Annotated in this window: 13 protein-coding genes and 1 pseudogene; 10 read left to right on the top strand and 4 right to left on the bottom strand. The window is 52.3% G+C overall.

The genetic code is table 11. The features are described 5' to 3' along the window. Positions 1–88 precede the first annotated feature (88 nt). A complete protein-coding gene (locus PI91_RS07340; protein WP_039265804.1) occupies positions 89–1,873 on the top strand; it encodes a diguanylate cyclase in 1,785 nt (594 codons plus the stop codon). Positions 1,874–1,905: 32 nt separating this feature from the next. Here PI91_RS07340 and PI91_RS07335 read toward each other — a convergent pair whose 3' ends face one another. Beyond that, positions 1,906–2,415 carry a hypothetical protein gene (locus PI91_RS07335; protein ID WP_023326760.1) on the bottom strand — a complete coding sequence of 170 codons (510 nt, stop codon included), beginning with the start codon at positions 2,413–2,415 and terminating at the stop codon, positions 1,906–1,908. Between the two features lie 16 nt (positions 2,416–2,431). Then, positions 2,432–3,331, bottom strand: a complete 900-nt coding sequence (locus tag PI91_RS07330; RefSeq protein ID WP_039265803.1) for a LysR family transcriptional regulator — start codon at positions 3,329–3,331, stop codon at positions 2,432–2,434. 109 nt (positions 3,332–3,440) lie between these two features. On the opposite strand from PI91_RS07330, the gene PI91_RS07325 reads away from it, so the two are divergent. From PI91_RS07325 to PI91_RS07285, 8 genes are all read left to right on the top strand, one after another. Next, entirely contained in the window at positions 3,441–4,646 is a 1,206-nt protein-coding gene (locus PI91_RS07325; RefSeq protein WP_039265802.1) for an L-dopachrome tautomerase-related protein, read from the top strand. A 217-nt stretch (positions 4,647–4,863) separates the two neighbouring features. Beyond that, on the top strand, positions 4,864–5,475 hold the full coding sequence (locus PI91_RS07320; protein ID WP_039265801.1) for a flavin reductase family protein: 612 nt from the start codon (positions 4,864–4,866) through the stop codon (positions 5,473–5,475). 162 nt (positions 5,476–5,637) lie between these two features. Further along, a complete protein-coding gene (locus tag PI91_RS07315) occupies positions 5,638–6,711 on the top strand; it encodes a catalase family peroxidase (protein ID WP_039265800.1) in 1,074 nt (357 codons plus the stop codon). Continuing rightward, positions 6,708–7,289, top strand: a complete 582-nt coding sequence (locus PI91_RS07310; RefSeq protein WP_052232717.1) for a cytochrome b — start codon at positions 6,708–6,710, stop codon at positions 7,287–7,289. The genes PI91_RS07315 and PI91_RS07310 overlap by 4 nt, the downstream gene beginning before the upstream one ends. A 401-nt stretch (positions 7,290–7,690) precedes the next feature. Then, positions 7,691–8,185 (top strand): molybdopterin-dependent oxidoreductase, encoded by a 495-nt coding sequence (locus tag PI91_RS07305; protein ID WP_008503255.1) that lies wholly within the window; start codon positions 7,691–7,693, stop codon positions 8,183–8,185. Between the two features lie 17 nt (positions 8,186–8,202). After that, positions 8,203–10,134: a bifunctional diguanylate cyclase/phosphodiesterase gene (locus PI91_RS07300; protein WP_039265799.1), complete on the top strand. Its 1,932-nt coding sequence runs from the start codon at positions 8,203–8,205 to the stop codon at positions 10,132–10,134. Between the two features lie 63 nt (positions 10,135–10,197). Beyond that, the gene (gene catA / locus PI91_RS07295; protein ID WP_032664042.1) at positions 10,198–10,875 is read left to right on the top strand and encodes a type A chloramphenicol O-acetyltransferase; all 678 of its coding nucleotides are present in this window, start codon (positions 10,198–10,200) and stop codon (positions 10,873–10,875) included. Positions 10,876–11,008: 133 nt separating this feature from the next. Continuing rightward, positions 11,009–12,156 (top strand): IS3 family transposase gene (locus PI91_RS07285; protein ID WP_113771492.1). Its coding sequence is split into 2 segments (ribosomal slippage): positions 11,009–11,246 and positions 11,246–12,156, totalling 1,149 coding nucleotides; the frame shifts between segments, so codons are not numbered across the junction. 11 nt (positions 12,157–12,167) lie between these two features. Here the strand turns inward: PI91_RS07285 and PI91_RS26395 are convergent. Continuing rightward, a pseudogene (locus PI91_RS26395) lies at positions 12,168–12,401 on the bottom strand (S24 family peptidase); the annotation flags it as partial. A gap of 200 nt (positions 12,402–12,601) precedes the next feature. Between PI91_RS26395 and PI91_RS07280 the strand changes: the two are divergent. Beyond that, on the top strand, positions 12,602–12,865 hold the full coding sequence (locus PI91_RS07280; protein ID WP_039265796.1) for a hypothetical protein: 264 nt from the start codon (positions 12,602–12,604) through the stop codon (positions 12,863–12,865). A gap of 26 nt (positions 12,866–12,891) precedes the next feature. Here PI91_RS07280 and PI91_RS07275 read toward each other — a convergent pair. Further along, positions 12,892–14,012, bottom strand: a protein-coding gene (locus PI91_RS07275) for an IS3-like element ISSen4 family transposase (protein ID WP_085950818.1) whose coding sequence is annotated in 2 segments (ribosomal slippage) — positions 12,892–13,754 and positions 13,754–14,012 — 1,122 coding nt in all. Because the reading frame shifts where the segments join, the coding sequence is not laid out codon by codon here. Positions 14,013–14,052: the final 40 nt, after the last annotated feature.

Below are 14,052 nucleotides of genomic sequence, written 5' to 3'. Positions count from 1 at the left end.
GCTGTGCCGCCTTTTTTTTCGCCTTAAATCAGACGTTTTCTATAATTTGAAGAACGCCATCCTACTCATGTCGTAAAAGGATCATCTGGTGCGAATCGCGACGATAACAAACTGGGCCTATGGGGCCACGGTCTGCCTGACCATCGCCTCCGGCATCATCATGCTGATGGCGTCCAGTGCGGATACCCTCGAACGTCAGGCCGTTGAACAACGGCAGAAATTTGATCAGCTGACGGAAGATATCGAAACCGATATCTGGGCGCAGTCTGATCTAGCGCGGCTGTACGCCATTAAAAAAGATCCTCAAGTACTCAAGGAATATAACCGGGCAGAAAACAGCCTGAAGCGCATCGAGCTTCGGCTGGAAAAGCTGCAGGATAACGGCGCATCGGATGAAGAACTGGCCCTGCTGCATGAAGGAATAAAGATCGTCGATGAGCTGCAGGACGAGCAGCAAACCGCCCTCGAAAGCCTGGAACGCGGTGAAGACGCCCAGGCCGTAGCCTTGCTCTATGGTCAGCCCTATGAGCAGGAGCTTGAGCGCGCGCAGAATCAGCTCGATCACTTCCGCCAGATACTCGACAAGCGCGTCATCGCCGCCGTTCAGGAGGCGACCAAAAAATCGAAAGCGCTGCGTACCGCCTCTGAGCTGACGGTCGGCCTGACCGCCCTGCTGTTCCTGTTTGTGCTCGGCTTTATATTAAAACGCCGCGTGCTGCGCCCCGTGGTCCGCCTGAGCGACGTGGTGCACCGCCTGGCATCCCAGGATTACGCGGTTGAAACGCCCAATTTCAACCAGATTGATGAGATAGGCGATATGGCTCAGGCCATCAGCATCTTCCGTGAAAACGGCCTGGCGCGGCAGCGTCTGGAAAAAGAGCGTGATGCCGACTGGGCCATCCGCGAGCTGCTGGCGCGCATGACCCAGCGGCTGCAGGGGTGTGAGAACTTTAACGATGTGATTAACGTGGCGGAGCTGTTTGCCCCCAATATCGCGCCGGGGATCGCGGGCCGGCTCTACGTCCTTGACCGCGAGCCGTGGCAGATGCGCTGCGTCGCGCAATGGCTTTCGCCGGTGGGTGAAGAGACGACGTTCCACCCGGACGAGTGCTGGGCCGTGCGTCGCGGGCAGAGTCACCCGCCGGTGAACGGCGAGCCGGATATTGCCTGCTACCATCTTCCGGCATCCCAGGCGGAAAGCGCGCTTTGCGTGCCGCTTATCGCTCAGGGTGAGGCCATTGGCCTGCTCTCCTTCCAGAATATTACAGCGGACAATGCACCTTCCCGCGCGTATCTGGAGCTGATGGCCGAGGCGCTCGGGCTGGCGCTGGCCAACCAGCGTCTGCGCGACGCGTTGCTGGAAAAAGCGTTGTTTGACCCGCTCACCGGCCTGCGTAACCGTCATCATCTGGAAGATACCCTGCAAACCCAAACGGCACAGGCGATACGCACCGGCGTGCCGTTAAGCTGCATGATGATTGATATCGACCACTTCAAGAGCATTAATGACCGTTTCGGCCATGAAGCGGGCGATCTGGTGATCAAAAGCGTGGCGTCAATTGTTCAGCGCGCCGCACATGACAACGGGCTGGCATTCCGCTACGGCGGCGAGGAGTTTCTGGTGCTGCTTTCCGGTGCCGATGAAGCAGAAGCGTACGCCTGCGCGCAGAAGATTTACACCGGCGTGCATGAGCTTTCGATTCGCTACGGGCTGACCGAGATTGGGCCGGTGGACGTGTCGATTGGCATTGCCAGCTACCCACAACATGCCCAGACCGACAACCTGCTGCGCGCCGCGGATGTGGCCTTGTACCGAGCAAAAGAGCTGGGACGCGCGCGGATTGTGAGTTTTGGGATGCTGGAGGCGGGCTGACGCTGATTCTCGCGCCCTGACTTTCCCCCGGTTCAGGCGCGCGTGATAGCCCAGAGCACGACAATCCCCAGGGCATTGCTCCGCTTTTCCACATACAGGGTGGTATCGGAATAAACGTTACCCTGCGGGTTACAGATGCGGATCTCTTTCTTTAATTCCGGCTCGTAGACTTCCGCACCCGAGCAGGTGTGGCGGGTACTGGACTCATACCGGTAAGGTTTGCTCCAGGCCGAATAGTCCCCCTCCAGCAGCCAGGCCGTTGTAAAGACCACGAACATGGCAACCGGCAGGCTGCAAATAAAGAAGCCGAGGTAGATTTTGACCGCGTCAGCAAGGCGCTTACCTTTCAGTCTCCCCTTTCTGATGAAATAGACCATCGGCACCAGCGCCAGCAGCAACGCCCCACAGGCAAGATACTGCTCCCCGCGGATCGAAAGGTATGTCACGCGGTAAATGTTGACTGACCAGACCACAAAAGCCGATATCAGTGCTATCCCGCCCGCGATGAGAGGGATCCAAAAGGAAAAACGCGCTTTTTTCATGGTGGACTCGTCCTTGTCATTCTTGTCGGGTCAGAAGGTCAATCATTGCCCGGGTGGCTGCTGACTGGCGTCGGTGCGGGGCAAACAGCACGGAGAAAGGTCGCGATCGTCCCCGAAGGTGCGGCAGCACCTCAACTAACTGACCGCGCTCTATTCTGTCGCGGACGATAAATTCATAGCTCTGACAGATCCCCATCCCCTGCTCCGCCAGCGAAACCACGCCGAGTACATCGTCTGATATTTCGATAGTCGAACCCGGCAACCAGTCAATATCGCGCCCTTCGTCATGAAATACCCAGGGGGCGATACGCCCGGTGCGCGGCATGATAAACGGCAGGCACTGATGGCGCTGCAGCTCTTCCAGCGTCTGAGGCTTTCCTCTCCGATGCAGGTAGTCCGGAGAGGCGACCAGAAGCAATGCCGCGTCTTCCAGCTTACGCGCCACAAGTCCACTGTCAGGCAACTGTCCCAGACGGATCGCCAGATCGAACCCCTCAGCGATCAGGTCAACGTTGCGATTGGTAATGTTCAGCTCCACCTGTACGCGTGGGTAGCGTTGATTATAGTGCGCCAGCAGCGGCGGCAGGCGGTAGTGGGCATAGGTGGTCGGGACACTCATTCTCACGCGACCGGTCAGATCCCCCTCCTGACCCCGGCCAACGCGTTCGGCGTCATCGAGCAGAGAGAACGCAGAACGCGCCTGCTCAAGATAGACGCGTCCGGCTTCAGTCAGCCCCACCCGGCGGGTCGTGCGCTGTAATAGCTGCCGTCCAAGACGCGCTTCCAGACGGGTGACCGCGCGGCTCAGTACCGAAGGGGTGGTTGAAAGGGCAACCGCTGCGCCCGTAAATGAGCCGTGCTCAACCACAGCAATGAAGACTTCAACGTCGCCGAGGTAATCGAATTTCCGGCTCATTTTGCTCTCTCAGGAACAAATGTTTTTCAATTTGGCTAATTTATCTCCCGTTGAGCGATGAGTAAAGTGGCCAGCATTCATCACCTGAACGTTCCACTGGAGCCTGTCAATGTTCAACCGTCCCCATATTCTGGCCGCCATCGCAATGGCGGCGTTGTTCGCTTTCCCAAGTGTTGTCAACGCGGCGAACCACCCGCCTCTGGAGCGCTGGCGAAGCTACGCCGGTGTGAGCTGGGATACCGCTCAAGACGGAAAGATTCCTGCGACGTTTTCCGGTTCGGTCAATGCCCCTATTGCGGGTATCCACTTTGATGCAATGGACCGGGCCTTTGTCAGCACCCCCCGGCTGGTTTCCGCCGCAGCACCCGCCACGTTAAGCATTCTGGATACGACGGCGCAGTCTGGCCCTGCCCGCCTGACGGCGTTTCCCTCCCGCGAGGGGAATGCGGTGAACACCGATCCCGCTCAGAGCCTGCGCAACGTGCTCGGTTTTTATATTGACCGTAAAAACGGCTGGCTATGGGCGCTGGACATGGGGTTTGTTGCAGGCGAAACAGAGTCCCCCGCGGGGGCGCAGAAACTGGTCGTACTGGATCTCCACTCTGGCCGCACCATCAAACGTATCGCCATGGACGGCGTAGCGGACCGCAAGGCCAGCTTTCTGAATGATGTGGTGGTCGATGAAAACCGCCGTGTCGCCTATATCTCCGACAGCGGCTCGCGGAGTGCGCCTGAAAACCAGGTGGGACTAATTATCGTCGATTTCGCTACCGGTACGGCCCGGCGCGTGCTCGATCGTCATCCTGCGCTGCAGATTGAGCCAGGCGTTAACGTCGTCTCGCACGGGACTGAAGTCTGGCCTGGTAAACCATTACTGATTGGTATCAATGGCATTGCGCTTTCACCCGATGCGGGCACGCTGTACTGGACAGTGACAACCGGCACGCACGCCTATACGGTACCGACCGCGATACTGAGGCAGCCTGCGTCAACCAATGCGCAAATTGCCGGGCAGGTCCGCGATCTGGGTCGCGTGGGGGGCAACACCGACGGAATGGTGACAGATGTAAAAGGTAACCTCTACATTACCGATGTCACACGCAATGGTATCGTCAGATACGATCCTGAAACCCATTCCATGTCGCTGATTGCGGCAAGCGAAGAGGTGCGCTGGCCAGACACGCCGGCAATCCGCCCGAACGGAGACCTGGTATTTACCTCGAGTCGCCTCAATGACCACTTCGCGGGAACCGTTAAACCGGGAGAAGAACGCTATGATTTGTGGCGCTTGCGTCTCGATGCTTTACAAAAATAAGGGCAAGTAAACCAGGAGACCTGCATATATGGGCTCATAATTTCACACGTTCTTATTTCCTTAAAGGCTGAACGTGATGTCTTCCTCCTGCTCAGAAAGAAGTGGTTAACATTGCGCTCCTGGAAATTCCGTGAGGCGCGTTTTACTTCGCGCTTCACCGAAGTAACGCACGTTTGTACAACGTAGACTGGGCCTTCGTTAATCAGAGGATGATAAAATGAAAACCCAGCAGGTCGATTTTGCTTCTTTATATTTTGGTACACCGGTCGCCATTATCTCCAGCCAAAATCCTGTCGGTTCAACCAACCTGAGCCCGATCTCCTCGTGGTGGATCCTTGACCGGAATATCGTGTTCGGGCTTGGCACCTCTGGAAAATGTTATGAAAATATCACAGGTAACCCCGATATTGTTCTGAACATCCCGGACAGCAGGCTCTGGCCGAATATTGAAGCTATCGCAAATAAAACGGGAAAAGCATCGCCACCGGAATGGAAGAAAAAAATGGGATATGTTTTTGAACAGGACAAGTTTAGCTGCGGAAATTTCCATAAGGAAAAGGCGGTGACGATTAACTCGTGGAGAATTAAAGAGTGTCCTGTACAAATAGAGGCTAAGGTTTGCGGGATATCGCCCCTGACCGGTTCGCAGGGGAACCTGGTGTCCGTTGATGCCACGATAACCTGCGTCCACATATCTGAGGCTTTATTAATTCGTACTCAGAGAGGGGTAAAATTTAATGTGGAGAAATGGAAACCCCTCTATTATCTATTTCGCCACTATTTCTCGCTGGGTCACCGACTCGGTCACAACTTCCGACACGATGAGTAACCCGGACTTTTTGACAGCGGAAAGGTTTAAACTTTTCGTGATATTCTTTCTTTACGCCCCTTAGTTCCTATACTCGAGCCATATTCGCCACTGTATTAACGCCTGTCACGCGCAACACGTTGCGCATGACAGGTGAAGATATTTTGTTCTGGAAAAACGTCTATGTCGAAACTGGATTTGAGGTCCAAAAAAACCTGGGGCGCGCTGGCAGCGATCGCCGTTGTCGCCGGTACGCTGGCATCTGCTTTTGCATGGACGGCGGGCTGGCTTGGGTCACGCACGGTCAACCAGGCCCTGGTGGGTGAAACACCGAAACCCTTCCCGCCGGGTTTTCGTCGCGCGCATGGAAAAGGCATCTGCTTTGCCGGCACCTTTACGCCAAACGGCTCGACGGATTCCCTTTCAACCTCCCGCCTCTTCTCGCAGCAGGAAGTGCCCGTAGTGGGCCGATTCTCTATTGGTACTGGCGATCCCCATGCCCCGGATAGTACGACCAAAACCCTGAGCATGGCGCTGCTGCTGAAGACAGATGACAAGCAACAATGGCGGATGGCGATGAACAACGAGCCTTTCTTCGCCACGCACAGCCCGGAAGGTTTTCTGGCCTTGCGAAAAGCCACGGCCGTTGATGCAGCCACCGGAAAACCGGATCCGCAGCGTCTCAAAGACTTTTTAAAAGCGTACCCGGAGGCGGAGAAATACCTTAAATGGGCGGCACAAAAACCCGCTCCCTGCAGCTTCGCGGGCGCGACGTTTTACAGCATTAACGCCTTTTACCTTGTAAACGCGCAGGGGGAACGTCAGGCCGTTCGCTGGATGATGCGTCCGCACGAACCTTTCCTGTCGATAAGCGATGAGCAACGGCAGAAAGCCGATGACAACTTCCTGTTCGAAAACCTGCGCCAGCGCCTGGCGCAGAAGCCACTCTACTGGGATTACGTTTTGCAGCTCGCACAGCCGGGCGATCCGGTGGATGACCCTTCCCAGCCATGGCCGGACGATCGCAAAAAGAGGGTGGCCGGTACGCTGGAAGTGACGCGCGTCGAAGCGCAATCCACAGGCGCGTGCCGCGACGTTAACTTTGACCCTTCTGTCGTTCCTGCAGGCGTTGCGGTGTCTGACGATCCCATCTTAAACGCCCGCTCCGCTGCCTACTCCCACTCTTTCAGCCGCCGTGAGCGGGAAATCGGCTACGGCAAGGCCACCGAAGCCGTGCAAAAGCAGGAGGTAAAATGAGCCCAAATAAAGATAGGCGAGAGCACGCGCCGCAGCATTTCAATACCCTGGCGCGGAGCCTGCACTGGCTGATGGCGGTGATGATCCTGGCCATGCTGTTCATCGGTGCCGCGATGATGACGTCGTTACATCACCGGATTTGGTTAATCGATCTGCACCGGCCGCTGGGTATCGCCATTTTACTGCTGGCACTGGTTCGTCTGGTCAACCGACTTCTGAGCCGGACGCCCCCACTTCCTGCCGATTTGCCCGTCTGGCAGGTGCTTGCCGCAAAGGCATCACACTGGATGCTGTATGGGTTAATGCTGGCAATGCCGCTGCTGGGCTGGGCGCAGCTGTCGGCAGCGGGCCTGCCGATTGTGATGTTTGATGGCATCAACCTGCCGGCGATTGTCCCGACCAGTCCAGCACTGTATGCATGGTGTCACGACACCCATAGCCTTCTGGCAAAATTGCTTTTTGCCGTGGTGCTGGTCCATCTCTCTGCCGCACTGGTTCACGCGTGGATCTACCGGGACGCAGTGTTTGCCAGCATAGCGAAAGGGGCAAGTCGGCGTAAGCCATCCGGGAGGACCTGAAGTAAGGCAAGCGGTAGGGGACACGCACAGTCGAAATGTACGTGTCCTCGCTTGTCATCATCCTGAAACAACGGACACAACCGGAGCACGTATTTGGTCTCAAGATTCGCGCGTCAATACGCCACGAACACCCCACAAGTGTCTTAGAAGATAATATCCCTCAATTAAAGCGATTATTTTTTAATCAACAGAGCATTTATGCCCGCAATTTTAGCTTTTATCAAAAAGTTAAGTGTCGCTTGAGTATCAAACACTCTGTCACCTACACCATCTAACTCATTGATTTAATTGATATCACATCAATAAAAACGATAAAACCCCTGACTTCCCAACAAAATATATCAACTCGTGTGATATCTAAATTATAATTCTTATACTTCTGTTAAAAGGTGGAGGTCAAAATGCGATTAACCCTACTGCTGTTATGCTGTCTGGTACAGAGTGTAACCTGGGCTGGCGACCTGCCAAAACCAGTTGGTAAACCCATTTTAACGATTTCCGGTAATATAGAAAATACCAATGAAAATGGAAAAGCAGTGTTTGATCTCGCCAGCCTTGAAAAACTTGGTGTCGTGAGTTTCGAGACAACCTCCCCCTGGTATAACGGTCGTACGAAGTTTGAGGGTGTCCCAATGAGCAAGCTCATGGATTATGTGGGTGCAAAAGGTACGAACGTGAATGTTATTGCGCTCAATGATTACTCAACCATCATCCCTCTCAGCGACTTTAAAAAATACAACGCCATCCTTGCCTTAAAGGTCAATGGCGAATATATGCGCATCCGCGATAAAGGCCCATCGTTCATTGTATACCCCTATGACAGTCTTCCTGAGTTGAATAATCAGATTTATTACTCACGATCAGCATGGCAGGTAAGCAAAATGAAGATTGAGTAGTCGTTCAGGAGAACATAATGAACAGGATACTGGTTGGTATCATTTTTTCTCTTTTTATCACGACAGGATATATTGCATACCTTGTTTATGATCGTCAGCAAGAATTGCAAAAACTGACTCAATACACTGAGTCCTGGTCCGTGGCACAACTGGTATCAGAGTATTACCGTTTTGAATCATGGCTTGGTCTATACGCAACCGATACCGATGACGTTACGATAGACCAGGTCCGCATGCGTCTCGAAATTATGTTCAGTCAGGGCGATTTAATGAAGGGGGGCGATTTAGGTCGCTACATTGACAGCGATAAAACGCATCAGGAACTCGCTTTACGCTTAGAAAACATACTGGCCTATCTGGATAGCCATCTTGAAAATATGAGCCACCCGGCGTTGAAAGCATACCTGACAAATATGCATGAACTCGATGCACCGCTAAGCCAGCTTTCTGCCACGGCATTAACAAAAGATATTAACACAGTTAACGAATCCAATAAGAAAATACAGATACTGTATTATATCTACTCGGCACTTTCATTGCTCCTGGTGATTTTAAGCTTTATTCTCGGCTTCTTAATGATCTACCAGAATAAAAATATTCTGAAAGCACACATGCAGGTTAAGAGCCTGGCTGACGAGCTTCAAATATCAAAAGAAAAGCTGCAAATTCAGAACTCGAAGCTGGAGTATGATGTTTATCATGACTCCCTCACCGGCATGAAAAACCGCCTTTTCTTCTGGGACGATCTCAACAAAATTAATCTTCAGGCAGATAAAAACCACGTCCCCGTCACGGTGATGTTATTTGATTTAGACCGTTTCAAAGAGGTCAACGATACCTATGGCCATGATACGGGAGATTTGCTGCTGAATCAGGTATCCCGACGGCTGACCTCGATGAGCAGCGCAACGGATACGTTTTACCGTTTGGGCGGCGATGAATTCGCCCTTCTTTCCAGCGGACTCACGGAAACCGCCGCCGTTTCGCGCGCCAAAGAAATCAGCGATCATATCAGCCAGCCTTATACGATTAATAACCAGCTGATAAAAATTGCCACCTGCGTAGGTATCGTTTTATCAGATAATGAACGACGCTCTGATTATCTATACAAATTTGCCGATCTGGCCCTTTACGAAGCGAAAAAAGAAGGTTCGCAGCAGATCAAAGTCTTCCGTCAGTGGATGCTGCAAAGACTGCAGGAAAGCAGAACCCTTGAACATGATATGGCTCTGGCGATCGATCACAATGAATTCGTTGTGTATTACCAGCCTATTGTCGATTCATTCAGCAATGAAATTTACGGCTATGAAGCGCTTATTCGCTGGATACACCCGGTGAAAGGGATACTCGCGCCAGATTATTTTATTTCCGTCGCTGAAAAAACGGGGATGATCAATGAGATCGGCAAGTCGGTGCTTGAGATGGCCTGCCGGGAAGCGGTGTCCTGGGCGGTGCCGGCCAGGATCTCGGTGAACGTCTCCCCCGTTCAGCTAGGCACGAAATCGTTTACCACGATGGTGCAGTCCATCCTGAAAGAGACAGGGCTACCGGCTAGCCGACTTGAGCTAGAGGTAACAGAGTCTTCGCTCTTCAGTGACAGCAACATGCCGATCACTATTCTCAAAAAGCTCCGGGCACTGGGTGTCAAAATTTCTATCGATGATTTCGGAACGGGATATTCCTCGCTCTCGCGACTGAGTGAACTTAATTTTGATAAAATTAAGATAGATAAATCCTTTGTGAATCCGATATCTACGCAGGATGATGCCCTTAATATCGTTAAGTTAATTACCGGCATGGCGAAAAGCCTCAACATGCGGGTCATTGCAGAGGGTGTTGAAACCGAAGCGCAGCTTGAACGGCTTCAGGCGCTTGGCTGCGATCTCGTGCAGGGATACCTGTTCGGAAAGCCACAGGCTGAGATTGACAGGAAGATTAGATACGGTTGAAATGGTTGTCCGGTTGTTTCTGGCCCAAAATCACGTAGACGGTTGATAATCAAAGGTTAAACAATGAAAAAAACAGCCCCGGAGTATACGCCTGTTGATTTATCTCGTTGGCCAAGAAAGGAGCATTTTGAAGTCTTCCAGTCATTTGCTGAATGCACAATTAACCAAACCGTTCTCATCGACATTACCGCGCTGCGAAAACATATCAAAGCGGTGGGCTGGAAGTTTTACCCGACGATCATTTTTCTCCTGTCTAACATCATGAACCGGCATCCTGAGTTCCGTATGGCCATGAAGGACAATGAGCTTGTCATATGGAATGAAGTTCATCCCAGCTACACCATTTTCCACCCCGAAACGGAGACGTTTTCGTCATTGTGGAGCCACTATGACGGCAATATTCATCACTTCCAGAACACGTATGCAGAAGATACGGCCCGCTATGGAAATAGCCTTTCATACTGGCCTAAGGAAGAGTCCCGGGAAAATGTCTTTTTCGTCTCGTCTATTCCGTGGGTAACGTTTACCAACTTTAATATGAACATTGCGCACATGAAGAACTTCTTTTCGCCTATGTTCACGTTTGGGAAATACTACGAGCAGGATGGAAAAGTGCTGCTGCCGCTCGCGGTGCAGGTCCATCATTCGGTGTGCGATGGCTTCCATGTGGCAAGGATGTTTAATGAGTTGCAGGAGATGTGTGATGGTTTGTCGGAGCTGTCAGAGGAACCTGGCGCATGATGCGTAAGAAGTGCTGATGGATTCCATCTGCAGGAGTGGGTGTGAGAAGCCTACCGGGCTTTCATTATTTTGAATCGCCACGGGTTTAACAGACACCTCAGAGTCATTTAAGATGACTTAAAGAGAGGTGCCCATGAGCGGTAAGCGTTATCCTGAAGAGTTTAAAATTGAAGCAGTCAAACAGGTTGTTGATCGTGGTCATTCTGTTTCCAGTGTTGCAACACGTCTCGATATCACCACTCACAGTCTTTACGCCTGGATAAAGAAGTACGGCCCGGATTCTTCCACTCATAATGAACAGTCAGATGCTCAGGCCGAGATCCGCCGTCTTCAGAAAGAGTTGAAGCGGGTTACGGACGAACGGGACATATTAAAAAAAGCCGCGGCGTACTTCGCAAAGCTGTCCGACTGAGGTACGCCTTTATCCGCGACAACAGCCGTTGCTGGCCTGTTCGTTTGCTCTGTCGGGTTCTGGATGTCCATCCGAGTGGATTTTATTTCTGGCTTCAGCAGCCACATTCGCAGCGTCACCAGACAGATCAGATGCTGACCGGGCAAATCAAACAGTTCTGGCTTGAGTCTGGCTGCGTCTATGGTTATCGCAAGATCCATCTCGATCTGCGTGATACCGGACAGCAGTGCGGAGTGAACCGGGTCTGGCGGCTGATGAAGCGTGCCGGAATAAAAGCTCAGGTTGGGTACCGTAGCCCACGAGCACGTAAAGGCGAAGCCAGTATCGTGACACCCAACAGGCTCCAGCGGCAGTTCAATCCGGACTCACCGGATGAGCGTTGGGTGACGGACATAACCTACATCCGAACCCACGAAGGCTGGCTGTATCTGGCCGTGGTGGTTGACCTGTTCTCCCGAAAAGTTATCGGCTGGTCAATGCAACCCCGCATGACAAAAGAGATTGTCCTGAACGCATTACTTATGGCGGTGTGGAGGCGTAATCCTCAAAAGCAGGTACTGGTTCACTCTGATCAGGGTAGTCAGTACACGAACCATGAGTGGCAGTCGTTCCTGAAATCACACGGTCTGGAAGGCAGCATGAGTCGTCGCGGTAACTGCCACGACAACGCGGTTGCGGAAAGCTTTTTCCAGCTACTGAAACGCGAACGGATTAAGAAAAGGATCTACGGAACGAGAGACGAAGCCAGAAGCGATATTTTTGATTATATCGAAATGTTTTATAACAGTAAGCGTCGGCATGGTTCGAGCGAGCAGATGCCACCGGCTGAATATGAAAACCTATATTATCAACGGCTCAGAAGTGTCTAGATTATCCGTGGCGATTCATATCTCTTAATCCTGAACTCTTCCTCATCAGTGCAAACCAGCAATGAACCATCACATGGACTCAATGATGCGTCGACAACCAGTAGCGCCCCGCTAAGTATGCCTTCGCGATAGTGAGTCGCACCGGCACGCATGAAGTACGTAGCCGCTGGCCTGGTAATGATGCGCCGATCGAGTGATATGCGCTCTTCAATATAGTCTGCTGCAGGACTCGGGAATCCCATGATGCACCTCCGATAGATACTGCATATAAATACAGTATTATTGATCGATGCTATCGACCAATACGCAACCAGAAAATTTATCCATGGATTTTGGCTGAGCAGGCTATGCGCTCGTTGATGATTGGGAAATGTGCATGATTCTATGCTAAAGTTCGTCAACTTAACGCCTGATGGATGGCGGACAACCTTTGTGGAAGGTCTTTATGGGTCCAACTAGAGAAGAAGAGCTCAGGATTATGGGTGGCTACCTCATAAATGAGAAACATTTTGAGGGAACATCTTTAGCGCTTAGGCAGTATGCCGATGGTTTAAAAACTGGTGAAGTAGTAGAAGGTGGAACAATGAACCAGACAACACCACAGTATAAGATCAACCGGCTCTATGACGATATCTGTGAGCTTGCAGAGAATGCCGAGGGTGATTATCCAGGCAGGAAAGATATCGCACTGGTGCTTTGCAAGCACTGACCTGCCCCCACGATTAGATACAACACTCAGTTAGTAACGTCGGAATCTTCATTCTCAGAATGACCCTTTCTCCAGCCCGCTGCAAATTCAGACGGTGTCTGATAATTCAGCGTGGAGTGCGGGCGGCATTCGTTATAATCCTGCCGCCAGTCATTAATAATTTTCCTGGCATGAACGATATCGCTGAACCAGTGCTCATTCAAACATTCATCGCGAAATCGTCCGTTAAAGCTCTCAATAAATCCGTTCTGCGTTGGCTTGCCCGGCTGGATTAAGCGCAACTCAACACCATGCTCAAAGGCCCATTGATCCAGTGCACGGCAAGTGAACTCCGGCCCCTGGTCAGTTCTTATCGTCGCCGGATAGCCTCGAAACAGTGCAATGCTGTCCAGAATACGCGTGACCTGAACGCCTGAAATCCCAAAGGCAACAGTGACCGTCAGGCATTCCTTTGTGAAATCATCGACGCAGGTAAGACACTTGATCCTGCGACCGGTGGAAAGTGCGTCCATGACGAAATCCATCGACCAGGTCAGATTGGGCGCCGCCGGACGGAGCAGCGGCAGACGTTCTGTTGCCAGCCCTTTACGACGTCTTCTGCGTTTTACGCCCAGGCCACTGAGGTGATAAAGCCGGTACACGCGCTTATGATTAACATGAAGCCCTTCACGGCGCAGCAACTGCCAAATACGACGGTAGCCAAAACGCCTGCGCTCCAGTGCCAGCTCAGTGATGCGCCCTGATAAATGCGCATCAGCAGCCGGACGGTGAGCCTCATAGCGGCAGGTCGACAGGGATAAACCTGTAAGCCTGCAGGCACGACGTTGCGACAGACCGGTCGCATCACACATCAACATCACGGCTTCCCGCTTCTGGTCTGTCGTCAGTACTTTCGCCCAAGAGCCACCTGAAGCGCCTCTTTATCCAGCATGGCTTCGGCAAGCAGCTTCTTGAGTCTGGTGTTCTCTTCCTCAAGCGACTTCAGGCGCTTAACTTCAGGCACCTCCATACCGCCATACTTCTTACGCCAGGTGTAAAACGTGGCATCGGAAATGGCATGCTTGCGGCAGAGTTCACGGGCGGGTACCCCAGCTTCGGCTTCGCGGAGAATACTGATGATCTGTTCGTCGGAAAAACGCTTCTTCATGGGGATGTCCTCATGTGGCTTATGAAGACATTACTAACAT

It is taken from the genome of Enterobacter sp. FB, assembly GCF_000805795.1.
Lineage (GTDB): Bacteria > Pseudomonadota > Gammaproteobacteria > Enterobacterales > Enterobacteriaceae > Enterobacter > Enterobacter roggenkampii.
The sequence above is the reverse complement of the archived record's forward strand: the minus strand, read 5'-3'. Positions and strand labels throughout refer to the sequence as shown.

Coding starts and splice junctions, on each gene's coding strand:
- PI91_RS07280 (WP_039265796.1), top strand. CDS start 12,602: ATGGGTCCAACTAGAGAAGAAGAGCTCAGGATTATGGGTGGCTACCTC.
- PI91_RS07325 (WP_039265802.1), top strand. CDS start 3,441: ATGTTCAACCGTCCCCATATTCTGGCCGCCATCGCAATGGCGGCGTTG.
- PI91_RS07335 (WP_023326760.1), bottom strand. CDS start 2,415: ATGAAAAAAGCGCGTTTTTCCTTTTGGATCCCTCTCATCGCGGGCGGG.
- PI91_RS07310 (WP_052232717.1), top strand. CDS start 6,708: ATGAGCCCAAATAAAGATAGGCGAGAGCACGCGCCGCAGCATTTCAAT.
- PI91_RS07315 (WP_039265800.1), top strand. CDS start 5,638: ATGTCGAAACTGGATTTGAGGTCCAAAAAAACCTGGGGCGCGCTGGCA.
- PI91_RS07300 (WP_039265799.1), top strand. CDS start 8,203: ATGAACAGGATACTGGTTGGTATCATTTTTTCTCTTTTTATCACGACA.
- catA (WP_032664042.1), top strand. CDS start 10,198: ATGAAAAAAACAGCCCCGGAGTATACGCCTGTTGATTTATCTCGTTGG.
- PI91_RS07320 (WP_039265801.1), top strand. CDS start 4,864: ATGAAAACCCAGCAGGTCGATTTTGCTTCTTTATATTTTGGTACACCG.
- PI91_RS07330 (WP_039265803.1), bottom strand. CDS start 3,331: ATGAGCCGGAAATTCGATTACCTCGGCGACGTTGAAGTCTTCATTGCT.
- PI91_RS07305 (WP_008503255.1), top strand. CDS start 7,691: ATGCGATTAACCCTACTGCTGTTATGCTGTCTGGTACAGAGTGTAACC.